The sequence below is a fragment of the Micromonospora sp. NPDC007220 genome (assembly GCF_040634035.1).
GTDB lineage: Bacteria > Actinomycetota > Actinomycetes > Mycobacteriales > Micromonosporaceae > Micromonospora > Micromonospora reichwaldensis.
Window position 1 is genome coordinate 63,945 of record NZ_JBEYEU010000015.1, and the last position, 22,562, is coordinate 86,506.

General features: G+C 74.1%; 20 protein-coding genes. 19 read left to right on the top strand and 1 reads right to left on the bottom strand.

Going from position 1 to position 22,562, the window contains the following annotated elements; translation table 11 throughout:
* The first annotated feature begins 5 nt into the window (after positions 1–5).
* Entirely contained in the window at positions 6–416 is a 411-nt protein-coding gene (gene nusB / locus ABZ573_RS23175) for a transcription antitermination factor NusB (protein WP_172896683.1), read from the top strand.
* Positions 417–536: 120 nt separating this feature from the next.
* Here nusB and ABZ573_RS23180 read toward each other — a convergent pair whose 3' ends face one another.
* Positions 537–1,025, bottom strand: a complete 489-nt coding sequence (locus ABZ573_RS23180) for a helix-turn-helix domain-containing protein (protein ID WP_013285505.1) — start codon at positions 1,023–1,025, stop codon at positions 537–539.
* Between the two features lie 284 nt (positions 1,026–1,309).
* Here ABZ573_RS23180 and pyrR point away from each other — a divergent pair, with 284 nt between their 5' ends.
* The 18 genes from pyrR to ABZ573_RS23270 all read left to right on the top strand — a co-directional run bounded on the left by pyrR (position 1,310) and on the right by ABZ573_RS23270 (position 22,420).
* Positions 1,310–1,894, top strand: a complete 585-nt coding sequence (pyrR, locus tag ABZ573_RS23185) for a bifunctional pyr operon transcriptional regulator/uracil phosphoribosyltransferase PyrR (RefSeq protein WP_151456799.1) — start codon at positions 1,310–1,312, stop codon at positions 1,892–1,894.
* Positions 1,891–2,817, top strand: a complete 927-nt coding sequence (locus ABZ573_RS23190; protein WP_121395245.1) for an aspartate carbamoyltransferase catalytic subunit — start codon at positions 1,891–1,893, stop codon at positions 2,815–2,817. The genes pyrR and ABZ573_RS23190 overlap by 4 nt, the downstream gene beginning before the upstream one ends.
* Complete coding sequence (locus ABZ573_RS23195; RefSeq protein ID WP_132240166.1) at positions 2,814–4,091, top strand: dihydroorotase; 1,278 nt, start codon at positions 2,814–2,816, stop codon at positions 4,089–4,091. The genes ABZ573_RS23190 and ABZ573_RS23195 overlap by 4 nt, the downstream gene beginning before the upstream one ends.
* Positions 4,088–5,251 carry a glutamine-hydrolyzing carbamoyl-phosphate synthase small subunit gene (carA, locus tag ABZ573_RS23200; RefSeq protein WP_327027752.1) on the top strand — a complete coding sequence of 388 codons (1,164 nt, stop codon included), beginning with the start codon at positions 4,088–4,090 and terminating at the stop codon, positions 5,249–5,251. The genes ABZ573_RS23195 and carA overlap by 4 nt, the downstream gene beginning before the upstream one ends.
* Positions 5,244–8,645, top strand: a complete 3,402-nt coding sequence (gene carB / locus ABZ573_RS23205; protein WP_358120836.1) for a carbamoyl-phosphate synthase large subunit — start codon at positions 5,244–5,246, stop codon at positions 8,643–8,645. Before carA ends, carB begins: the two co-directional genes overlap by 8 nt.
* Positions 8,646–8,757: 112 nt before the next feature.
* Positions 8,758–9,777 carry a quinone-dependent dihydroorotate dehydrogenase gene (locus ABZ573_RS23210; protein WP_151457096.1) on the top strand — a complete coding sequence of 340 codons (1,020 nt, stop codon included), beginning with the start codon at positions 8,758–8,760 and terminating at the stop codon, positions 9,775–9,777.
* The gene (locus ABZ573_RS23215; RefSeq protein WP_358120840.1) at positions 9,774–11,048 is read left to right on the top strand and encodes an adenosylmethionine--8-amino-7-oxononanoate transaminase; all 1,275 of its coding nucleotides are present in this window, start codon (positions 9,774–9,776) and stop codon (positions 11,046–11,048) included. Before ABZ573_RS23210 ends, ABZ573_RS23215 begins: the two co-directional genes overlap by 4 nt.
* Positions 11,049–11,156: 108 nt before the next feature.
* Complete coding sequence (gene pyrF, locus ABZ573_RS23220; RefSeq protein ID WP_151457094.1) at positions 11,157–11,996, top strand: orotidine-5'-phosphate decarboxylase; 840 nt, start codon at positions 11,157–11,159, stop codon at positions 11,994–11,996.
* 175 nt (positions 11,997–12,171) lie between these two features.
* On the top strand, positions 12,172–12,489 hold the full coding sequence (gene mihF / locus ABZ573_RS23225) for an integration host factor, actinobacterial type (protein ID WP_007458370.1): 318 nt from the start codon (positions 12,172–12,174) through the stop codon (positions 12,487–12,489).
* Between the two features lie 25 nt (positions 12,490–12,514).
* Positions 12,515–13,048, top strand: a complete 534-nt coding sequence (locus ABZ573_RS23230; RefSeq protein ID WP_151457093.1) for a guanylate kinase — start codon at positions 12,515–12,517, stop codon at positions 13,046–13,048.
* Between the two features lie 46 nt (positions 13,049–13,094).
* Positions 13,095–13,358: a DNA-directed RNA polymerase subunit omega gene (gene rpoZ, locus ABZ573_RS23235; RefSeq protein ID WP_007075826.1), complete on the top strand. Its 264-nt coding sequence runs from the start codon at positions 13,095–13,097 to the stop codon at positions 13,356–13,358.
* 14 nt (positions 13,359–13,372) lie between these two features.
* Positions 13,373–14,581, top strand: a complete 1,209-nt coding sequence (gene coaBC, locus ABZ573_RS23240) for a bifunctional phosphopantothenoylcysteine decarboxylase/phosphopantothenate--cysteine ligase CoaBC (protein ID WP_311414453.1) — start codon at positions 13,373–13,375, stop codon at positions 14,579–14,581.
* A gap of 88 nt (positions 14,582–14,669) precedes the next feature.
* A complete protein-coding gene (gene metK / locus ABZ573_RS23245) occupies positions 14,670–15,863 on the top strand; it encodes a methionine adenosyltransferase (RefSeq protein WP_091632919.1) in 1,194 nt (397 codons plus the stop codon).
* A 71-nt stretch (positions 15,864–15,934) separates the two neighbouring features.
* Positions 15,935–17,956, top strand: a complete 2,022-nt coding sequence (locus ABZ573_RS23250) for a primosomal protein N' (RefSeq protein ID WP_358120924.1) — start codon at positions 15,935–15,937, stop codon at positions 17,954–17,956.
* Between the two features lie 256 nt (positions 17,957–18,212).
* Positions 18,213–19,196, top strand: coding sequence for an AAA family ATPase (locus ABZ573_RS23255; protein ID WP_358120846.1), 984 nt, complete (start codon positions 18,213–18,215; stop codon positions 19,194–19,196).
* Positions 19,197–19,342: 146 nt separating this feature from the next.
* Positions 19,343–19,903: a peptide deformylase gene (gene def, locus ABZ573_RS23260; protein ID WP_151454094.1), complete on the top strand. Its 561-nt coding sequence runs from the start codon at positions 19,343–19,345 to the stop codon at positions 19,901–19,903.
* A 4-nt stretch (positions 19,904–19,907) separates the two neighbouring features.
* Positions 19,908–20,834, top strand: a complete 927-nt coding sequence (gene fmt / locus ABZ573_RS23265) for a methionyl-tRNA formyltransferase (protein ID WP_358120849.1) — start codon at positions 19,908–19,910, stop codon at positions 20,832–20,834.
* Positions 20,831–22,420 carry a transcription antitermination factor NusB gene (locus ABZ573_RS23270; protein WP_358120852.1) on the top strand — a complete coding sequence of 530 codons (1,590 nt, stop codon included), beginning with the start codon at positions 20,831–20,833 and terminating at the stop codon, positions 22,418–22,420. Before fmt ends, ABZ573_RS23270 begins: the two co-directional genes overlap by 4 nt.
* Positions 22,421–22,562: the final 142 nt, after the last annotated feature.

Below are 22,562 nucleotides of genomic sequence, written 5' to 3' on the forward strand. Positions count from 1 at the left end.
AGCAGATGCCTGCGCGCCGCAAGGCGCGTAAGCGGGCGCTGGACGTGCTCTTCGAGGCCGACCTGCGGGACCGCCCGCCGGTCGAGGTGCTCGCCGGCTACATCGAGCGGATCGAGAAGCCCCGACCCGAGCACCTGGGATACGCGGTGAGCCTCGTCGAGGGCGTCGCCGCCCACCTCGACCGGATCGACGAGGTGATCGCCAGCTACGCCGAGGGGTGGACGCTGGACCGGATGCCGGCGGTCGACCGCAACCTCGCCCGGATCGCGGTCTACGAGCTGCTCTACGTCGACGAGATCGACGACGCGGTGGCCATCAGCGAGGCCGTCGAACTGGCCCGGCAGATGTCGACCGACGACTCGCCGCGCTTCCTCAACGGCATCCTCGGCCGCATCGCCGAGTACGCCACCCGCTGACGCGGCGCACGTCACACCCGGACGTGCGTCACAGCCGGCCTGCTCAACAGGCGGGACGCGACACGAACGACGACGAGAGGGGCCCGTGCCGTCCGGCACGGGCCCCTCTCGCGTTCCTGGTCAGCTGGCGAAGAACGCCCGCGGGTCGGCGACCAGCACGCCGTGCTCGGTGAGCCGCTCGATCAGGCCGGACGGCGAGGCGTCGTACACGATCGCGAGCGCGCGCAGGTCGTCGGCGCGGATGGAGAGCACGCGGCCGTTGTAGTCACCGCGCTGCTGCTGGATCGCACGCGCGTACCGGGCGACGTAGGCGAGGTCCTCGGAGGCCTCGTCGTAGAGCCGCTCCAGGTCGAGGACGATCTTGCTGGTGGGCTCGTGGCGAACCCCGCTGCCGTCGGGCAGCAGCTCCGAGACGGGAACACGGTAGAAGTCGGCAAGCTCGGCCAGGCGCGACACCGTGACGGCGCGGTCGCCGCGCTCGTAGGAGCCGACCACCACCGCCTTCCACCGCCCGTTCGACTTCTCCTCCACGCCCTGCAGGGACAGGCCCTGCTGCTGACGGATGGAGCGCAGGCGGGCGCCCAGAGACTTGGCGTATTCAGAGGGCATTAAACACTCCCAGTGCTGCTCGGGGTTCTCCCAGGGGTCGCTACGGAGCGTGACGGTACGGGGATTGGTACAACTGGTCAAGTGGTCGTGACCTTACCGTTGGGATCACCGGGGGAGTTGTCCCCATTTCGCCGGGCTGACCAGGGGGTCAGTGGCCGGCGACGGTCAGTGCGGTGACCACTGGTAACGTGGCGGGAAGCCCCGGTCCGGGCCGCTCGCGTCCCGGTACCGGCATCCGACGTCCTTTAACGACCCGTCCCGTGAGGCGGGGAAGGAGGTCCGCCGTGGCCTACCCACCTGCTGCCCAGCCGTCGCCGCCGCGACAACCCTCGGTGAAGGTGATCCTCGCCAGCGCCGACGTCCAGCGCGTGGTCGACCGCATCGCCCACCAGATCCTGGAGAAGACCCAGGGCGCCGCGAACACGGTGCTGCTGGGCATCCCCACCCGGGGCGCCCCGCTCGCGAAGCGGCTCGCCGCCCGGATCAGCACCTTCGAGGACGTGACCGTCCCGGTCGGCGTGCTCGACATCACCCTCTACCGCGACGACCTGCGCCGGCACGCCACCCGCGCGGTCGGGCCGACCCAGGTGCCGCCCGGCGGCATCGACGGCAAGCGGGTCGTCCTCGTCGACGACGTGCTCTTCTCCGGCCGCACGGTGCGGGCCGCGCTCGACGCGCTCAACGACGTCGGGCGGCCGGCGTCCGTCCAGCTCGCCGTCCTGGTCGACCGCGGCCACCGCGAGCTGCCGATCCGCGCCGACTACGTCGGCAAGAACATCCCGACGTCCCTGGCGGAGAGCGTGAAGGTCACCCTCGCGGAGACCGACGGCACCGACGAGGTCAGGTTGTACGGGGGGACCCCCTCATGATCAGGCACCTGCTCTCCGGTGCCGACCTGGACGCCGCCACCGCCACCGAGATCCTGGACACGGCCGCCGAGATGGCCACGGTCGCCGGCCGGGAGGTGAAGAAGCTCCCCGCGCTGCGCGGGCGCACCGTGGTGAACCTCTTCTACGAGGACTCCACCCGCACCCGGATCTCCTTCGAGGCGGCGGCGAAGCGGCTCAGCGCCGACGTGATCAACTTTTCGGCCAAGGGCTCCAGCGTGACCAAGGGCGAGAGCCTGAAGGACACCGCGCTGACCCTCCAGGCGATGGGGGCCGACGCCGTGGTCGTCCGGCACCCCGCCTCCGGCGCCCCGCACCGGCTCGCCGACTGGGTCGACGGCTCGGTGGTCAACGCCGGCGACGGCACCCACGAGCACCCGACCCAGGCGCTGCTCGACGCGTACACGATGCGCTCCCGGCTGGGGCGGCTGGCCGGCCTGTCGGTCGCGGTCGTCGGGGACGTCCTGCACAGCCGGGTGGCCCGCTCGAACGTCCTGCTGCTGTCCACGCTCGGCGCCAAGGTGACCCTGGTCGGGCCGCCGACACTGATCCCCGTCCACATCGCGCAGGCGCTCGCGCCCGGCACCGACGTCTCCTACGACCTCGACGCGGTGCTGCCGCAGTCGGACGTGGTGATGATGCTGCGGGTGCAGCGCGAGCGGATGAACGCCTCCTACTTCCCGTCGGCCCGCGAGTACGCCCGCCGCTACGGCCTGGACGGCCCGCGGATGCGCCGGCTGCCCGAGCACGCGATCGTCATGCACCCCGGACCGATGAACCGGGGGATGGAGATCACGCCCGAGGTGGCCGACTCGCCCCGCTCCACCATCGTCGAACAGGTCGCCAACGGGGTCTCCGTGCGGATGGCCGTCCTCTATCTGCTGCTCGGGGGGAACAACCGGTGAGCTCGTACCTGATCTCCAACGTCAGCGTCGTCGGCGCCGCGCCGACCGACGTGCTCATCCGCGACGGCGTCGTCGCGGCCGTCGGCGCCGGGCTGGACGCGCCGGAGGCGACCGTCGTCGACGGCACCGGGCTGGTCGCGCTGCCCGGCCTCGTCGACCTGCACACCCACCTGCGCGAGCCCGGCCGGGAGGACGCCGAGACCGTCGAGTCCGGGTCCCGGGCGGCGGCGCTCGGTGGCTACACCGCGGTCTGCGCGATGGCCAACACCTCGCCGGTGGCCGACACCGCCGGCGTGGTCGAGCAGGTCTGGCGCCTCGGCCGGGAGGCCGGGCTGGTGGACGTGCAGCCGATCGGGGCGGTCACCGTCGGCCTGGCCGGCGAGCACCTCGCCGAGCTGGGCGCGATGGCCGACTCGGCGGCCCGGGTACGGATCTTCTCCGACGACGGGCACTGCGTCGCCGACCCGAGGCTGATGCGCCGGGCGCTGGAGTACGTGAAGGCGTTCGACGGGATCATCGCCCAGCACGCCGAGGAGCCCCGGCTCACCGAGGGCGCGCAGATGCACGAGGGCGAGGTCTCGACCCGGCTCGGCCTGACCGGCTGGCCGGCGGTCGCCGAGGAGGCGATCATCGCCCGGGACGTGCTGCTCGCCGAGCACGTCGGCAGCCGCCTGCACGTGTGCCACGTCTCCACCGCCGGCAGCGTGGAGGTGCTGCGCCAGGCCAAGGCCCGGGGCGTCCGGGTCACCGCCGAGGTCACCCCGCACCACCTGCTGCTCACCGACTCCCGGGCCGAGACCTACGACCCGGTCTACAAGGTCAACCCGCCGCTGCGCACCGCGGCCGACGTCGCCGCGCTGCGGGCGGCCCTGGTCGAGGGCGTGATCGACATCGTCGCCACCGACCACGCCCCGCACGCGGTGGAGGACAAGGAGTGCGAGTGGGCGTACGCCCGGCCGGGGATGCTCGGCCTGGAGACGGCGCTGTCGATCGCCCTCGACGTGCTCGGCCCGCAGTGGGACCTGATCGCCGAGCGGATGTCGCGCACCCCGGCCCGGATCGCCGGGCTGGAGGGGCACGGCCTCGACCCGGCGCCCGGCGTGCCGGCGAACCTGACCCTGGTCGACCCGGCCGCCCGCCGCACCATCGAGCCGGCGGAGCTTGCCAGCCGTAGCCGCAACACCCCGTACGCCCGCATGACGCTGCCGGGTCGCATCGTGGCGACCTTCCTGCGCGGCGAGCCGACGGTCCTGGACGGAAAGGCTGTTCTATGACGAAGCGGAGGCCCGCGATCCTCGTGCTGGAGGACGGGCGCACGTTCCACGGTGAGGCGTACGGCAGCGTCGGGGAGACCTTCGGCGAGGCGGTCTTCAACACCGGCATGACCGGCTACCAGGAGACGTTGACCGACCCGTCCTACCACCGTCAGGTGGTGGTGCAGACCGCCCCGCACATCGGCAACACCGGCGTCAACGGCGAGGACGACGAGTCGGGCCGCATCTGGGTCGCCGGCTACGTGGTCCGCGACCCGGCCCGGATCGGCTCTAACTGGCGCGCCACCGGCGGGCTGGAGGAGCGGCTGACCGCCGAGGGCGTGGTCGGCATCAGCGGCGTGGACACCCGGGCGCTGACCCGGCACCTGCGCGAGCGCGGCGCCATGCGGGTCGGCATCTCCAGCGTCGAGACCGACCCGCGGGCGCTGCTGGCCCGGGTGCGGCAGGCCCCGGAGATGGTCGGCGCGGACCTCTCCGCCGAGGTCACCACCGAGAAGCCGTACGTGGTGGCGGCCGAGGGCGAGCACCGGTTCACGGTCGCCGCGCTGGACCTGGGCATCAAGCGCAACGTCCCGCGCCGGCTCGCCGCGCGGGGCGTCACCACCCACGTGCTCCCGGCCGGCTCCACCATCGACGACCTGCTCGCCACCGGCGCGGACGCGGTCTTCTTCTCGCCCGGCCCGGGCGACCCGGCCACCGCCGACGCGCCGGTGGCCCTGGCGCGGGAGGTGCTGCGCCGGCGGGTGCCGCTGTTCGGCATCTGCTTCGGCAGCCAGATCCTCGGCCGGGCGCTCGGCTTCGGCACCTACAAGCTCGGCTACGGCCACCGGGGCATCAACCAGCCGGTGCTCGACCGGGTCACCGGCAAGGTCGAGGTGACCAGCCACAACCACGGCTTCGCCGTCCAGGTGCCGGGCGCCGTGGCCGGGGCGGTCGTCCCCGACCAGGTGATCGAGACCGAGTTCGGTGGCGTCCAGGTGTCACACGTCTGCCTCAATGACAACGTGGTCGAGGGGCTGCGGGCGAAGGACGTGCCCGCCTTCACCGTCCAGTACCACCCGGAGGCGGCGGCCGGCCCGCACGACGCGGACTACCTCTTCGACCGCTTCGCCGAGCTCATCGAGGGCCGGACCCAGAGCGAGGGGCGCACACATGCCTAAGCGGACCGATCTCAAGCACATCCTGGTGATCGGCTCCGGGCCGATCGTGATCGGGCAGGCCTGCGAGTTCGACTACTCCGGCACCCAGGCCTGCCGGGTGCTGCGCAGCGAGGGGATCCGGGTCAGCCTGGTCAACTCGAACCCGGCGACGATCATGACGGACCCCGAGTTCGCCGACGCCACGTACGTCGAGCCGATCACCCCGGAGTTCGTCGAGCTGGTGATCGCCAAGGAGCGCCCCGACGCGATCCTGCCCACCCTCGGCGGGCAGACCGCGCTGAACACCGCGGTCGCCCTGCACGAGGCCGGCGTGCTCGACAAGTACGGCGTGGAGCTGATCGGCGCCAACATCGAGGCGATCAACCGCGGCGAGGACCGGCAGCTGTTCAAGGACATCGTCGCCAAGGCCGGCGTACGCCTGGGTGTCGACGACCCGGCGGGCCTGGTGCCCCGCTCCCGGGTCTGCCACTCGATGGCGGAGGTCGAGGCGACGGTCGCCGAACTGGGCCTGCCGGTGGTGATCCGGCCGTCGTTCACCATGGGCGGCCTCGGCTCCGGCATGGCGCACACCCCGGAGGACCTGGCCCGCATCGCCGGCGACGGGCTGGCCGCCAGCCCGGTGCACGAGGTGCTCATCGAGGAGAGCGTGCTCGGCTGGAAGGAGTACGAGCTCGAACTGATGCGCGACCGGCACGACAACGTCGTGGTGGTCTGCTCGATCGAGAACGTCGACCCGATGGGCGTGCACACCGGCGACAGCGTCACCGTCGCCCCGGCCATGACGCTCACCGACCGTGAGTACCAGCGGCTGCGCGACCTGGGCATCGCGGTGCTGCGCGAGGTCGGGGTGGACACCGGCGGCTGCAACATCCAGTTCGCCGTCAACCCGGCCGACGGCCGGATCGTGGTGATCGAGATGAACCCCCGGGTGTCCCGGTCGTCGGCGCTGGCCTCGAAGGCCACCGGCTTCCCGATCGCGAAGATCGCCGCGAAGCTGGCCATCGGCTACACCCTCGACGAGATCCCCAACGACATCACCCTGAAGACCCCGGCGGCGTTCGAGCCGACCCTGGACTACGTGGTGGTGAAGATCCCCCGGTTCGCGTTCGAGAAGTTCCCGGGCGCCGACCCGGAGCTGACCACCACCATGAAGTCCGTCGGCGAGGCGATGAGCCTGGGCCGCAACTTCAGCGAGGCGCTGAACAAGGCGATGCGGTCGCTGGAGACGAAGGCGGGCGGGTTCTGGACGCTGCCCGACCCGGCCGGCGCGACGAAGGAGAACACCCTCGACGCGCTGCGGATGCCGCACGACGGCCGGCTCTACACCGTCGAGCGGGCGCTGCGCCTCGGCGCGTCGATCGCCGAGGTCACCGCCGCGTCCGGCGGGATCGACCCCTGGTTCCTGGACCAGATCGCCGCCCTCGTCGAGCTGCGCGCGGAGATCGTGGACGCCCCGGTGCTCGACGCCGAGCTGCTGCGCCGCGCCAAGCGGGCCGGCCTGTCGGACCGGCAGCTGGCCGCGCTGCGTCCGGAGCTGGCCGCCGAGGACGGCGTACGGACGCTGCGGCACCGCCTCGACGTCCGCCCGGTCTACAAGACGGTGGACACCTGCGCCGCCGAGTTCGAGGCGACCACGCCCTACCACTACTCGACGTACGACCAGGAGACGGAGGTCGTGCCGTCGGCCCGGCCGAAGGTGATGATCCTGGGTTCCGGGCCGAACCGGATCGGCCAGGGCATCGAGTTCGACTACTCGTGCGTGCACGCGGTACAGGCGCTGCGAAGCGCGCCGGTCGGCACTGCCGCCCAGGGCGCCGCAGGCGCGGGTTCCGCCACGGGTGCCGGTTTCGAGACCGTGATGGTCAACTGCAACCCGGAGACCGTCTCCACCGACTACGACACCGCCGACCGGCTCTACTTCGAGCCGCTGACCTTCGAGGACGTGCTGGAGGTCTGGCACGCCGAGGACTCCTCCGGCAGGGCGGCCGGCGGGCCGGGCGTGGTCGGGGTGATCGTCCAGCTCGGCGGGCAGACCCCGCTGGGCCTGGCGCAGCGCCTGAAGGACGCGGGCGTGCCGGTCGTCGGCACCTCGCCGGAGTCGATCCACCTGGCCGAGGAGCGGGGCGCGTTCGGGGCGGTGCTGGCCCGGGCCGGGCTGCGCGCGCCGGCGCACGGCATGGCCACCTCGTACGACGAGGCGAAGGCGATCGCCGACGAGATCGGCTACCCGGTGCTGGTCCGGCCGTCGTACGTGTTGGGCGGGCGGGGCATGGAGATCGTCTACGACGACGCCACGCTGCGTGACTACATTGGGCGGGCCACCGAGATCTCGCCGGACCACCCGGTGCTGGTCGACCGCTTCCTCGACGACGCCATCGAGATCGACGTGGACGCGCTCTGCGACGCGGACGGGGAGGTCTACCTCGGCGGGGTGATGGAGCACATCGAGGAGGCCGGCATCCACTCCGGCGACTCGTCCTGCGCGCTGCCGCCGATCACCCTGGCGGGCTCGCACGTGGCCCAGGTGCGCCGCTACACCGAGGCGATCGCCCGGGGCGTCGGCGTGCGGGGCCTGCTCAACGTGCAGTACGCGCTTAAGGACGACGTGCTCTACGTGCTGGAGGCGAACCCCCGCGCGTCCCGGACGGTGCCCTTCGTCTCCAAGGCGACGGCGGTGCCGCTGGCGAAGGCGGCGGCCCGGATCGCGCTGGGTGCCACCATCGCCGAGCTGCGCGCCGAAGGGCTGCTCCCGGCGACCGGGGACGGCGGTTCGCTGCCGGCCGGCGCCCCGATCGCGGTCAAGGAGGCGGTGCTGCCGTTCAAGCGGTTCCGCACCCCCACCGGCAAGGGCGTGGACTCGCTGCTCGGCCCGGAGATGAAGTCCACGGGCGAGGTGATGGGCATCGACACCGCCTTCGGGCACGCCTTCGCCAAGTCGCAGTCGGCCGCGTACGGCTCGCTGCCGACCGCCGGGAAGATCTTCGTCTCGGTCGCCAACCGGGACAAGCGCGGCATGATCTTCCCGATCAAGCGCCTGGCCGACCTGGGGTTCGAGATCGTCGCCACCACCGGCACGGCGGAGGTGCTGCGCCGGCACGGCATCGCCTGCGAGCAGATCCGCAAGCACTACGAGTCCGGCGGGGGCGAGGACGCGGTGTCGCTGATCCTCGGCGGCGACGTGGCGCTGGTGATCAACACTCCGCAGGGCTCGGGCGCGAGCGCCCGCTCGGACGGCTACGAGATCCGCAGCGCCGCCGTCACGGCGGACATCCCGTGCATCACCACGGTGCCGGGTGCGGCGGCGGCGGTGATGGGCATCGAGGCGCGGATCCGGGGCGACATGCAGGTCCGCCCGCTCCAGGAGCTGCACGCCGCCCTCCGAGCCGCCGAATGACCCCCCACCCCCACCGCCCGCACCCCCACCCGTACGCGTTGATCATGAAGTTGTTGTCGGCCGGCACGGCGTGTCGCGGCGACAACTTCATGATCGACGGGGGTGGTCGGTCGTGATGTTCGAGCGGGTGGTCCGGCCGGGGTTGTTCCGGATCGGCGGCGGGGACGCCGAGGCGGCGCACGAGTGGACGTTGCGGCGGCTGGCGGGGTTGTCCCGCCGGCCGGCGGCGCTGGGGGTGTTGCGGGCCCGGTACGCCGTGCGGGCGCCGCGGCGGGTGTTCGGCGTCGAGTTCCCCAACCCGGTGGGGTTGGCCGCCGGGATGGACAAGGACGGCGCGGCCCTGCCGGCCTGGCCGGCGCTGGGCTTCGGCTTCGTCGAGGTCGGCACGGTCACCGCGCACCCACAGCCGGGTAATCCCCGGCCCCGGCTGTTCCGGCTGCCCGGCAGCGAGGCCGTGGTCAACCGGATGGGCTTCAACAACGCCGGCGCCGAGGCCCTCGCGGCCCGGCTCGCTGCGCTGCCGCGCCCGATCGGCGTGCCGCTGGGCATCTCGCTCGGCAAGTCCAAGGTGACCCCGCTGGACGAGGCGGTGGCGGACTACCAGGCGTCCTACCGGGCGCTGCGCGGGCACGGCGACTACTTCGCGGTCAACGTCTCCTCGCCGAACACCCCGGGGCTGCGCTCGCTGCAGGACCGGGCGCACCTGGACGCCATCCTGGCGGCGCTGGTGGGGGAGAAGCCGGTGCTGGTGAAGATCGCCCCGGACCTCACCGAGCCGGCGATCGCCGAGCTGCTGGAGGTCTGTCTGGCCCGGGGCGCGGCCGGGGTGATCGCCACGAACACCACGCTGGCCCGCGACGGCCTCGCCCCGGCGGACCGGGCGCGCGGCGCGGAGACCGGCGGCCTGTCGGGGCGCCCGCTCGCCGACCGCGCCCGCGAGGTGGTCGCCTTCGTGCACCGGGAGGCCGGCGGGCGGCTGCCGGTGATCGGCGTCGGGGGCATCGTGGACCCGGACGCGGCGGCCCGGATGTTCGACGCCGGCGCCGCCCTGGTGCAGCTCTACACCGGCTTCATCTATCGCGGCCCGGCCCTGGTCCGCGCCGCCGCCCGCGCCACGGGGACGGGCGGGTGACCCCCGAGGAGATCCTGGCCGCCGACCGGGCGCACGTGTGGCACCCGTACGCGGCCCTGCCGCCGGCGAGCGCGCCCTACGTGGTGGAGGGCGCGGCGGGCGTACGGCTGCGGCTGGCCGACGGCCGGGAACTGGTCGACGGGATGTCCTCGTGGTGGGCGGCGATCCACGGCTACCGGCACCCGGTGCTCGACGCGGCCGTGACCGACCAGCTCGGCCGGATGAGCCACGTGATGTTCGGCGGGCTCACCCACGAGCCCGCGGTCCGCCTGGCGGCCACCCTGGTCGAGCTGGCCCCGGACGGGCTGGAGCACGTCTTCCTGGCCGACTCCGGCTCGGTCGGCGTCGAGGTCGCGATCAAGATGTGCCTGCAGTACCAGCGGGCCGCCGGCCGGCCGGAGCGCCGCCGGCTGGGCACCTGGCGGGGCGGCTACCACGGCGACACGTTCCACCCGATGAGCGTCTGCGACCCCGAGGGCGGCATGCACCACCTCTGGGGCGACGTGCTGCCCCGGCAGGTCTTCGCCCCCGTGCCGCCCGGCGGCTTCGACACCCCGCCCGAGCCGGCCTACGAGGCGGCCCTGGTGGAGGCGGTCGAGCGGCACGCCCACGAGCTGGCCGCGGTCGTCGTCGAGCCGGTGGTCCAGGGCGCCGGCGGGATGCGCTTCCACCACCCGCACTACCTGCGGGTGCTGCGCGAGGTGACCCGGGCGCACGGCGTGCTGCTGATCTTCGACGAGATCGCCACCGGCTTCGGCCGCACGGGCACGATGTTCGCCGCCGAGCACGCCGGGGTGGTGCCCGACGTGATGTGCGTGGGCAAGGCGCTCACCGGCGGGTACCTGACGCTGGCCGCCACGCTCTGCACGGCGGAGGTCGCCCGGGGCATCTCCGCCGGCGGGGTGCTGGCGCACGGCCCGACGTTCATGGGCAACCCGCTGGCCTGTGCGGTCGCCAACGCCTCCCTCGGCCTGCTGCGGGCCGGCGACTGGGCGGGGCGGGTGGCGAGGGTGCAGGCGGGCCTGCGGGCCGGCCTGGAGCCGTTGCGCGGCGCCCCGGGGGTGGCCGACGTGCGGGTGCTCGGCGCGATCGGCGTGGTCCAGCTGGACCACGAGGTGGACCTGCCCGCCGCCACCGCCGCGGCGGTCGCCGAGGGGGTCTGGCTGCGGCCGTTCCGCGACCTGGTCTACACCATGCCGCCGTACGTCACCGACGACGCCGACCTGGCCCGGATCGCCGCCGGGGTCGCCGCCGCGGTGCGGGCCGGCTGAGCCGCCGGTCACGGTCCGGCGGGAGTACGCGGGCGCGCGCGTTGCCCGCGACATGGAGCGTGCCCCGGCGGCGGACGCCCCGGGTGCCGAGGAGAGGGAGAGAACCGGATGGAGAGCTTCGGCGCCCGCCTGCACCGGGCCGTCACCGAGCGGGGTCCGCTCTGCGTCGGCATCGACCCGCACCCGGGGCTGCTGGCCCGCTGGGGGCTCGACGACGACATCCGGGGGCTTGACCGGTTCGCCCGGACGGTCACGGACGCCCTCGGTGACCGGGTCGCGGTGATCAAGCCCCAGTCGGCCTTTTTCGAGCGGTTCGGCTCGAAAGGTGTCGCGATTCTTGAGTCAACTATCCGACAGTTACGCGATGCCGGCTCGCTCGTTCTGCTGGACGTCAAGCGCGGCGACATCGGCTCGACCGTCGCCGCGTACGCCTCGGCGTACCTCGATCCATCCAGCCCGATCCATGTGGACGCGGTGACGGCGAGCCCGTACCTCGGTGTCGGCGCGCTCGCGCCGATGTTCGAACTGGCCGCCGAGCACGGCGGCGGGGTCTTCGTGCTGGCGCTCACCTCCAACCCCGAGGGCGCCGCCGTGCAGCGCGCGCGCACCGCCGACGGACGCACCGTCGCGCAGGCCGTCATCGACGAGATTTCCCAGCTCAACGCGGGTGCGCAGCCGCTCGGCAGCATCGGGCTGGTGGTCGGCGCGACCATCGGCGACACCGGTCACGACCTGTCCGCCGTGAACGGTCCGCTGCTCGCTCCGGGCCTCGGCGCGCAGGGCGCCACGGCGGCCGATCTGCGCGTCGTCTTCGGCTCCGCCCTGCCCGCGGTGCTGCCCTCGTACTCCCGCGAGGTGCTGGGCGCGGGCCCGGATCCGGACGCGCTGCGGGCCGCCGCCGACCGCGCCCTGACCGGCTGCCGGGCGGCCCTCGCCGCTGGTGACTGACTGACGGCTCGGTCACCTTTGTGAAGATCATCGCGCGTCCACGTTGCCGAATGCGCCGTCGACCGCTAGTTTTCCCCGCGCTGGGAACCACGGACCCCTTGGTTCACAGCGACACCACGTTTCACAGATGCGGCGGTGCGTCCCGCCCGTCGCGATAGGGACCTGAGGAGAACTGGTGCCGCTCCCGTCACTGACCCCCGAACAGCGCGCTGCCGCGCTGGAGAAGGCCGCGGAGATCCGCAAGGCCCGTGCTGAGCTGAAGGAGCAGCTCAAGCAGGGCAAGACCACCCTCGGAGCCGTCCTCGAGCGTGCCGAGTCCGACGATGTCGTCGGCAAGCTCAAGGTCTCCGCCGTGCTGCAGGCGATGCCGGGTATCGGCAAGATCCGGGCCACCCAGATCATGGAGAAGCTCAAGATCGCCGACAGCCGTCGCCTGCGTGGCCTCGGCGAGCAGCAGCGCAAGGCACTGCTTGGAGAGTTCGCCGCCAACTGAGGCTGGCTGCGTGTAGAAACAAGCAGTGAGCACGGATGACGAGGCGCGCCCGGCGGCTCGGCTCACTGTCCTGGCGGGGCCTTCGGGCTCCGGCACGGAGAGTGTCGTCGAGCGCGTCCGGGCGCGTTCTCCGTCCGTGTGGGTTCCGGTGCCGGCCACCACGCGTTCCCGCCGGGAGGGCGAGCTGGACGGCGTCGACCGGCTCTTCCTGACCCTCGCCGAGTTCGACCGGATGGTCGCCGCCGGGGAGCTGCTGGAGTGGAGCCGGGCCGGGCCGTACCGGCGCGGCACCCCCCTCGAACCGTTGCGCGCCCGGCTCGCCGCCGGGCAGCCGGTGCTGATCGGCCTCGACCTGGCCGGCGCGCTGCTGGTCCGGGCGGTGCTGCCCGACGCCCGGCTGGTGCTGCTGCACCCGCCGGGGAACCTCCCCCCGCAGGCCACCCCGGCCGCCTTCGAACACACCCTCGCGCACGACCTCACCGGGCGGGTCGTCGACGAGCTGGTAGGCTTGTCCGGTTCTTCTTTCCTGGCTCCGGCGCCACCGCACATGCGCGGTTGACCGCCAGCACCGCCAAGCGCGGTGCGATAGACGCAGAGGTTAATTCGTGGGATCCATCGCAAACCCCGAAGGCATCACCAACCCGCCGATCGACGAGCTCCTCGAGAAGACGACCTCGAAGTACGCGCTGGTGATCTTCGCCGCCAAGCGCGCGCGCCAGGTCAACGCCTACTACAGCCAGCTCGGTGAGGGTCTGCTGGAATACGTCGGCCCGCTGGTCGAGACCACGCCGCAGGAGAAGCCCCTCTCCATCGCCATGCGCGAGATCAACGCGGGCCTGCTCACCGCCGAGCCGACCGACCAGCCGTAATCCGCCCCGCGCCGATGTCCCCTCGGATCGTCCTCGGGGTCGGCGGCGGCATCGCCGCCTACAAGGCGTGCGAGCTGCTGCGGCTCTTCACCGAGTCGGGCCACCAGGTCCGGGTCGTGCCGACCGCGTCGGCGTTGCGCTTCGTCGGGGCCCCGACCTGGGCGGCGCTCTCCGGCCAGCCCGTCGCCGACGACGTCTGGTCGGACGTGCACGAGGTGCCGCACGTCCGGCTCGGTCAGCAGGCCGACCTGGTGGTGGTCGCGCCGGCCACCGCCGACCTGCTGGCCAAGGCCGCCCACGGCCTCGCCGACGACCTGCTCACCAACACGCTGCTGACCGCCCGCTGCCCGGTCGTGCTGGCCCCGGCCATGCACACCGAGATGTGGGAGCACCCGGCCACCGTCGCCAACGTCGCGACGCTGCGCTCCCGGGGCGTGCGCGTCGTCGAGCCCGCCGTCGGCCGGCTCACCGGCGCCGACACCGGCAAGGGCCGGCTGCCCGACCCGGCGGAGATCTTCGCGGTCGCCCGCCGGGCCCTCGCGCGGGGCGTCGGGGCTCCCGCCGACCTCGCCGGCCGGCACGTGGTGGTGACCGCCGGCGGCACCCGCGAGCCCCTCGACCCGGTCCGCTTCCTGGGCAACCGCTCCTCGGGCAAGCAGGGCTACGCCTTCGCCCGCTGCGCGGTGGCCCGGGGCGCCCGGGTCACCCTGATCTCGGCCAACGTCTCGCTGCCCGACCCCGCCGGCGTCGACCTGGTCCGCGTCGGCACCACAGGCGAGCTGCGCGACGCCACGCTCGCGGCGGCGGCAGACGCCGACGCGGTGGTGATGGCGGCGGCTCCGGCCGATTTCCGTCCCGCGACCTACGCGCCTGGCAAAATCAAGAAGTCGGACGACGGCAGCGCGCCCACCATCGAGCTCGTCACCAACCCGGACATCGCGGCCGAGCTGGGCCGGCGCCGTCGACCGGAGCAGGTGCTGGTGGTGTTCGCCGCGGAGACGGGCGACGCCGAGGCCAACGGCCGGGCCAAGCTCGCCCGAAAGCGGGCGGACCTCGTCGTGATCAACGAGGTCGGTTCCGACAAGGTCTTCGGCGCCGAGACCAACGCGGCGACGGTCATCGGCGCGGACGGTTCGGTCAGCCGGATGCCCGAGCGGTCCAAGGAGGACCTCGCCGACGGCGTCTGGGATCTCGTGGTGGCCCGGTTGCCCGGCCGTTCCTGACGGCTGGAAACGGGCACGACCGAAGAGGCCAGGCTCTGACGCGGATGACTACACTGCCGCGGAACGACTTCCACAATTTAGGAGTGCCGTGACACGCCGCCTCTTCACTTCCGAATCGGTCACGGAAGGCCACCCGGACAAGATCGCCGACCAGATCAGCGACGGCATCCTCGACGCCCTGCTCGCCGAGGACCCCCGCAGCCGCGTCGCCGTGGAGACCCTGATCACCACTGGTCAGGTGCACATCGCGGGCGAGGTGACCACCAAGGCGTACGCCGACATCCCGACCATCGTCCGCCGGACCATCCTCGACATCGGCTACGACTCGTCGAAGAAGGGCTTCGACGGCGCCTCGTGCGGCGTCAGCGTCTCCATCGGCGCCCAGTCCGAGGACATCGCGCAGGGCGTCGACAACGCCTTCGAGCTGCGTACCGGGGCGTCGGAGAGCGCGCTGGACGCCCAGGGTGCCGGCGACCAGGGCATGATGTTCGGCTTCGCCTGCTCCGAGACGCCGGAGTTGATGCCGCTGCCGATCGCCCTGGCGCACCGGCTGGCCCGGCGGCTCTCCCAGGTCCGCAAGGACGGCACGATCCCGTACCTGCGCCCCGACGGCAAGACCCAGGTCACGATCGAGTACGAGGGGCTGCGCCCCGTCCGGCTCAACACGGTCGTCGTCTCCAGCCAGCACGCGGCGGACATCTCGCTGGACTCGCTGCTCACCCCCGACGTGCGCGAGCACGTCATCGCCCCGGAGTTGGAGAGCCTCGGGCTCGACACCGAGGGCTACCGGCTGCTGGTCAACCCGACCGGCCGGTTCGAGATCGGCGGGCCGATGGGCGACGCCGGCCTCACCGGCCGCAAGATCATCGTCGACACCTACGGCGGCTACGCCCGGCACGGCGGCGGCGCGTTCTCCGGCAAGGACCCGTCGAAGGTGGACCGCTCGGCGGCGTACGCGACGCGCTGGGTGGCCAAGAACGTGGTCGCCGCCGGCCTGGCCGAGCGGTGCGAGGTCCAGGTCGCGTACGCGATCGGCAAGGCCCACCCGGTCAGCCTCTTCGTCGAGACGTTCGGCACCGAGACCGTGCCGGTCGCCTCGATCGAGAAGGCCGTCTCCGAGGTCTTCGACCTGCGCCCGGCCGCCATCATCCGGGACCTGAACCTGCTCCGCCCGATCTACCAGCAGACCGCCGCCTACGGCCACTTCGGCCGGGAGCTGCCGGACCTGACCTGGGAGAGCACCGACCGGGCCGCCGACCTCAAGTCGGCCGCGGGAGCCTGACCGGCACCAGGCGCAGCGACCGGCGACCCGCGGACGGGTCGCCGGTCGCTCGTGTCTGCGTCGACGTCCCCCTGGCCCACCTGGACCGCCCGTTCGACTACCTCGTCCCGGCCGAGCTGGACGCCGACGCCGTCCCCGGCGTACGCGTGAAGGTCCGCTTCGCGGGGCAGCTCGTCGACGGCTGGCTGCTGGAGCGGGCCGACGACTCGGGGCACACCGGTCGGCTGGCGTACCTGGAGAAGGTCGTCTCGCCCGAGCCGGTGCTCGCGCCGGAGGTCGCCCGGCTGGCCCGGGCGGTCGCGGACCGCTACGCCGGCAACCTCGCCGACGTGCTCCGCCTCGCCGTCCCGCCCCGGCACGCCCGGGTGGAGAAGGACGTCCGCGCCCGCGCCGCCGCCCCCGACGTCCCCGACGTGGAGCCTGCCGTCGCCGGCGTGGGTCCCGCCGTCGCCGACGTGGACTCCGCCGTCGCCGACGTGGACTCCGCCGTCGCTGGCGTGGACTCCGGCGTCCCCGACGTGGGTCCCGCCGTCCCCGACGTGGGTCCCGACGCGTGGCGGGACTACCCGGCCGGGCCGGCCCTGCTCCGGGCGCTCGCCGAAGGCCGGGCCGCCCGGGCCGTCTGGTCGGCGCTGCCCGGGGAGGACTGGCCCGCCCGGTACGCCGAGGCCGTCGCCGCCACCGTGGCCGGCGGTCGGGGCGCGGTGGTGGTCGTCGCCGACAACCGCGACCTGGACCGTCTCGACGCCGCGCTGCACGACGCCCTGGGTCCGGGGCGGCACGTCTGCCTCTCCGCCGCGCTCGGTCCCGCCCGGCGCTACCGGGCGTTCCTCGCCGCCCGGCGCGGCGACGTGGCGGTGGTGGTCGGCACCAGGGCCGCGATGTTCGCCCCGGTCGCCCGGCTCGGGCTGGTGGCGATCTGGGACGACGGCGACGACCTGCACGCCGAGCCCCGGGCCCCCTATCCGCACGCCCGGGAGGTGCTGCTCACCCGCGCCCAGCTCGGCGACGCCGCGGCGCTGGTGGGCGGCTACACCCGCACCGCCGAGGCGCAGCTGCTGGTGGAGACCGGATGGGCCCGCGAGGTGGTGGCCGACCGGGCCACCCTCCGGGCCCGGATGCCGGCGATCGCGCCGACCGGCGACGACCCGCAGCTGGCCCGGGACCCAGGGGCGGCCACCGCCCGGCTGCCCAGCCTGGCCTGGACGACCGCCCGGGAGTCGCTCCGGGCGGACCTGCCGGTGCTGGTCCAGGTGCCCCGCCGTGGCTACCTGCCGTCGGTGGCCTGTGCCGAGTGCCGCACCCCGGCCCGGTGCCCGCACTGCGCCGGCCCGCTCGCGCTGCCCTCCGCCGAGGGCACCCCGGCCTGCCGCTGGTGCGGGCGGGTCGCCGCCGCGTACGCCTGCCCGGAGTGCGGCGGGCGGCGGCTGCGCGCCTCCGTCACCGGCGCCCGGCGCACCGCCGAGGAACTGGGCCGGGCCTTCCCCGGCGTGCCGGTGCGGACCTCCGGGCGGGAGGAGGTGCTGGCCACGGTCCCGGGCGGCGCCGGCCTGGTCATCGCCACCCCCGGCGCCGAGCCGGTCGCCGACGGCGGCTTCGGGGCGGTGCTGCTGCTCGACTCGTGGGCCCTGCTCACGCGGGCCGACCTGCGGGCGGGGGAGGAGGCGCTGCGCCGCTGGCTGGCGGCCGCCGCGCTGGCCCGTCCCGCCGCCGCCGGGGGCCGGGTGGTGGTGGTCGCCGACGGGGCCCTCGCCCCCGTACAGGCGCTGCTGCGCTGGGACGCCGGCTGGTTCGCCGCCCGGGAGCTGGCCGAACGGCGGGAGCTTGGCTTCCCGCCGGCGGTGCGGATGGCCAGCGTGACCGGCCTGCCGGCCGCCGTGGCCGACCTGCTGGCCGAGGCCCGGCTGCCGGCGGAGGCCGAGCTGCTCGGGCCGGTGCCGGCCGACGGGGAGCGCGAGCGGATGCTGGTCCGGGTCCCCCGGGCCCGGGCCGGCGCGCTGGCCGGCGCGCTGCACTCGGCGGCGGGGGTGCGCACCGCCCGCAAGGCCGCCGAGCCGGTCCGCCTCCAGGTCGACCCGCTGGCCCTCTTCTGACCGACGGCCCGGCCGATCCGGCGCCGCCCCCACCGCCCGACCTGGCCCGTCGTCGCACGCCGTGTCCGGCGGTGTGTCGACACGCGGGTGATAGCATCGCCCGTCATGCCCGGGCGTACGACGGCTCCAGGTCGCGGCGCGGCGCCACTCGCGCCGAGCCGGGGTCGTCGCAGGATCGCGCGACGATGGCGGGAGCGCGTCGGTTCGGCGCGGTGTCGATGATTCCAAACAGCCGGTGATCAGGGGTGGACCAGTCGTGACCGTTCGTCAGTCGATCGTCTTCAATGGTGACCTCGGCAGCGGCAAGAGCACCGTCTCCGTGGTGATCGCCGAGCGGCTCGGCCTGCGCCGGGTCAGCGTCGGTGACCTCTACCGCCAGATGGCGCAGGAGCGGAAGATGACCGCGCTCCAGCTCAACCTGCACGCGGAGCTGGACCAGGCCGTCGACGGCTACGTCGACCAGCTCCAGCGGGACATCGCGGCCTCGGGCGAGCGGCTCGTCATGGACTCCCGGCTGGCCTGGCACTTCTTCACGGACGCGCTCAAGGTGCACATGATCACCGAGCCGGGCGAGGCGGCCCGACGGGTGCTCGCCCGCCCCTCCGGCCCGGCCGAGAGCTACGCCTCGATGGAGGAGGCCAAGGCCAAGCTGCTGGAGCGCAGCGAGAGCGAGCGGGGCCGGTTCATCGTCCGCTACGGGGTGGACAAGGCCCGGCTGCGCAACTACGACCTGATCTGCGACACCACCCGCGCCTCGGCCTCCGAGGTCATCGAGCACATCATCGACGCGTACGAGGGCCGGCTGGGCGCGGACGTGCTGCGCGACGCGCCGCCGCTGCTGCTGCTCGACCCGGCCCGCGTCTACCCGACCGAGGACATCACCCACCTGCGCGACCTGTGGGACTCGGAGTTCGTCGGCGAGGTGGCCGCCGCCGGCGACGAGGCGCTGGAGCCCCTGCGGATCGGCTACACCGGCGAGTACTTCTTCGTCGTCGACGGGCACCGCCGCCTCAGCGCCGCCCTCCAGAACGGCTTCCGCCTGGTGCCGGCCCAGCTCGTCGCCGAGGTGGACGAGCCGGTGGTCGGCGGGATGAGCGCGGTGGACTACTTCGCCGCCCAGGCCCGGCCCGGCCTGATCCACGACTGGGAGGCCGCCCACTCCATCGAGCTGCCGTTGCCCGAGCACGCCCTGCTCGGCGGCGACGCGGTCCTGGCCGGGGAGCCGGGCACCGGCGTCTGAGCCGCTTCCTGCGCGGCCGTGGGCGCCTCCCGGTGACCATCGACACGTGACGGGCCGCGGCGCTTCGCGGTACGCCGGCCGGGGCGGCCGACGGCACTCCGTAGACTGGTACGGCACCAGTCCGCCCGCCGAAGGAGCCATGCCGAGTGACCGTCCAGCCCATCCGTCTGTTCGGGGATCCGGTGCTGCGCACGCCGGCCGATCCGGTGGTCGACTTCGACGTCGAGCTGCGCAAGCTCGTCGCCGACCTGACCGACACGATGCGTGAGCAGAACGGCGCCGGCCTCGCCGCGCCGCAGCTCGGTGTGGGCCTGCGGGTGTTCACCTTCGACGTCGACGACGTGGTCGGCCACCTGGTCAACCCGGTGCTGGAGTTTCCCGACGCCGAGGAGCAGGACGGCCCCGAGGGCTGCCTGTCCATCCCCGGCCTCTACTTCGACACCAAGCGCCGGCAGAACGTGATCGCCAAGGGCTTCAACGGCTACGGCGACCCGATGCAGATCGTCGGCACCGGTCTGATGGCCCGCTGCGTGCAGCACGAGACCGACCACCTCGACGGGGTGCTCTTCGTGGACCGGCTGGACCCGGCCGGGCGCAAGGAGGCGATGAAGGCGATCCGCCAGGCGGAGTGGTACGACGCGGCCACCCCGCCGACGGTCAAGCTCAACCCGCACGCCTCGGGCAGCCCCTTCGGCCTGGGGCGGTGAGCCGGTGCGCGTGATCTTCGCCGGCACGCCGGCCGTCGCCCTGGCCGCCCTGGCCGCCGTGGCCGCCTCCCGGCACGAGCTCGTCGCCGTGGTCACCCGGCCGGACGCCCCCGCCGGACGCGGTCGCGGGCTGGCCCGCTCCCCGGTCGGGGCGTGGGCCGACGAGCACGGGATCGAGGTGCTCACCCCCGCCCGGCCGCGTGAGCCGGAGTTCCAGGACCGGCTGCGCGAGCTGGCCCCCGACTGCGTCCCCGTGGTCGCCTACGGCGCGCTGGTGCCGCCGGCCGCCCTGGAGATCCCCCGCCACGGCTGGATCAACCTGCACTTCTCGCTGCTGCCCGCCTGGCGCGGGGCTGCGCCCGTGCAGCACGCCGTGCTGCACGGCGACGAGTTGACGGGGGCGAGCGTGTTCCAGCTCGAAGAGGGGCTGGACACCGGTCCGGTCTACGGCACGCTGACCGACGAGATCCGTCCGGCCGACACGTCCGGCGACCTGTTGGAGCGGTTGGCCCACTCCGGCGCCGGCCTGCTGGTGGCCGTCCTCGACGCGATCGACGACGGCACGGCACGGGCCGAGCCGCAGCCCGCCGACGGGGTGTCGCTGGCGCCGAAGCTGACCGTGGAGGACGCCCGGGTGCGCTGGTCCGATCCCGCCTTCGCGGTGGACCGGCGGATCCGGGCCTGCACTCCGGCGCCCGGCCCGTGGACGACGTTCCGGGGCGAGCGCGTCAAGCTGGGTCCGGTCACCCCGGTGCCCGACGGTCCGGAGTTGAAGCCGGGCGAGCTGTTGGTGGAGAAGTCCCGGGTGCTGGCCGGCACGGCCACCACCCCGGTGCGGCTCGGCGAGGTCCGGGCGGCGGGCAAGCGGGCGATGCCGGCGACCGACTGGGCGCGGGGCGTCCGGGTCGCCGCAGGGGAGGAAGTCGCGTGACGGGCACTTCGGAACGGCCCTCGGGCGACCGCTTCTCCGGCGAACGGCACGGTGAGCGCTCCGGCGGTGAGCGCTCCGAGGGTCAACGGTTCGGCGGTGAGCGGTTCGGCGGGCGCGAGCAGCGTCCCCCGGGCGGCCAGCGCGGCGAGCGGCCGGCGCGGGGCGGCCAGTGGGGTGCCCGGGCCGGCGGTGACCGCCGCGACGGTGGCCGGCGTCCCCCGGCCCGCCCGACGGTGGACCTGCCCCGCCAGGTGGCCTACGAGGCGGTCGCGGCGGTGCACCGGGACGACGCGTACGCCAACCTGGTGCTCCCGTCACTCCTGCGCGACGCGGGGCTGGTCGGCCGGGACGCCGCCTTCGCCACCGAGCTGACCTACGGCACGCTGCGCCACCTCGGCACCCTCGACGCGATCCTCGGCGACGCCGCCGGGCGGGACGTGCAGCGCATCGACCCGCCGGTGCGCGACGCGCTGCGGCTCGGGGCGTACCAGCTCCTGCACACGCGGGTGCCGGCGCACGCCGCCGTCTCCTCGACCGTCGACCTGGTCAAGTCGGTGGGTGTCGGCGCGACGGGCTTCGCCAACGCGGTGCTGCGCGAGGTGGCCGGCCGTGACGCCGACGCCTGGGTGGCCAAGCTGGCCCCGTCGGCGGAGAGCGACCCGATCGGGCACCTGGCCCTGGCGTACAGCCATCCGCAGTGGATCGTGCGGGCCTTCGCCGAGGCGCTCGGCGGCGACCTCGGCGAGACCACCCGGCTGCTCATCGAGGACAACGAGCGCCCGCCGGTGCACCTGTGCGCCCGGCCGGGGCTGGCCGATCCGGCGGACCTGGCCGACGAGGCCGGCGGGGCGCCGGGGGCCTTCTCCCCGTACGCGGTCTATCTCTCCGGTGGGGCGCCCGGCGACCTGCCGGCGCTCGCGCAGGGGCGCGCCCACGTGCAGGACGAGGGTTCCCAGCTGGTGGCCAACGCCCTGGCGGTGGCCCCGCTCGACGGCCCGGACGGGCGCTGGCTGGACCTGTGCGCCGGACCGGGTGGCAAGTCCGGCCTGCTCGGCGCCCTCGCCGCCCAGCGGGACGCGCGGCTGACCGCGGTCGAGGTCTCGGAGCACCGGGCCCGGCTGGTCGAGCAGGCCACCCGGGGCCTGCCCGTGAGCGTGCTGAACATTGACGGCCGCACCGTCGGCGCGGACCCGAAGCTGCCGGAGGCGCACTTCGACCGGGTGCTCGTCGACGCGCCCTGCACGGGGCTGGGGTCGCTGCGCCGTCGCCCGGAGTCGCGCTGGCGGCGTCAGCCCTCGGATCTGCCGCCGCTGACCCGGTTGCAGCGTGAGCTGCTGGCCGCGGCGCTGCGCGCCGTCCGGCCGGGCGGGCTGGTCGCCTACGTGACGTGCTCCCCGCACACCGTGGAGACGCACGTGACGGTGACCGAGGCGGCCCGCCGCTCCGGGGTGCCGGTCGACTTCGTCGACGCCCGGCCGCTGCTGCCGGCGGGCATGCCCGGCCTCGGCGACGGGCCGACGGTGCAGCTGTGGCCGCACCGGCACGGCACCGACGCGATGTTCCTCGCGATGCTCCGCCGCACCTGAGCGGGGCGCACGGGACAAACCGGTCCGCCCCGGTCGGGGCGGGCCGGCGACGCCCGGGGCCGTCGTGCGGACGTCGCGCCGGCGGCCGGGATCGCCGTCCCTCCACTGTCTCCCCAAACTGCGCTCCGAGGTGGCATCATGT

Bases quoted from the DNA above. Each gene is read 5' to 3' on its own strand.
- pyrF (WP_151457094.1), top strand. From the start codon at position 11,157: ATGGAGAGCTTCGGCGCCCGCCTGCACCGGGCCGTCACCGAGCGGGGT.
- carB (WP_358120836.1), top strand. From the start codon at position 5,244: ATGCCTAAGCGGACCGATCTCAAGCACATCCTGGTGATCGGCTCCGGG.
- carA (WP_327027752.1), top strand. From the start codon at position 4,088: ATGACGAAGCGGAGGCCCGCGATCCTCGTGCTGGAGGACGGGCGCACG.
- ABZ573_RS23190 (WP_121395245.1), top strand. From the start codon at position 1,891: ATGATCAGGCACCTGCTCTCCGGTGCCGACCTGGACGCCGCCACCGCC.
- ABZ573_RS23180 (WP_013285505.1), bottom strand. From the start codon at position 1,025: ATGCCCTCTGAATACGCCAAGTCTCTGGGCGCCCGCCTGCGCTCCATC.
- nusB (WP_172896683.1), top strand. From the start codon at position 6: ATGCCTGCGCGCCGCAAGGCGCGTAAGCGGGCGCTGGACGTGCTCTTC.
- coaBC (WP_311414453.1), top strand. From the start codon at position 13,373: ATGTCCCCTCGGATCGTCCTCGGGGTCGGCGGCGGCATCGCCGCCTAC.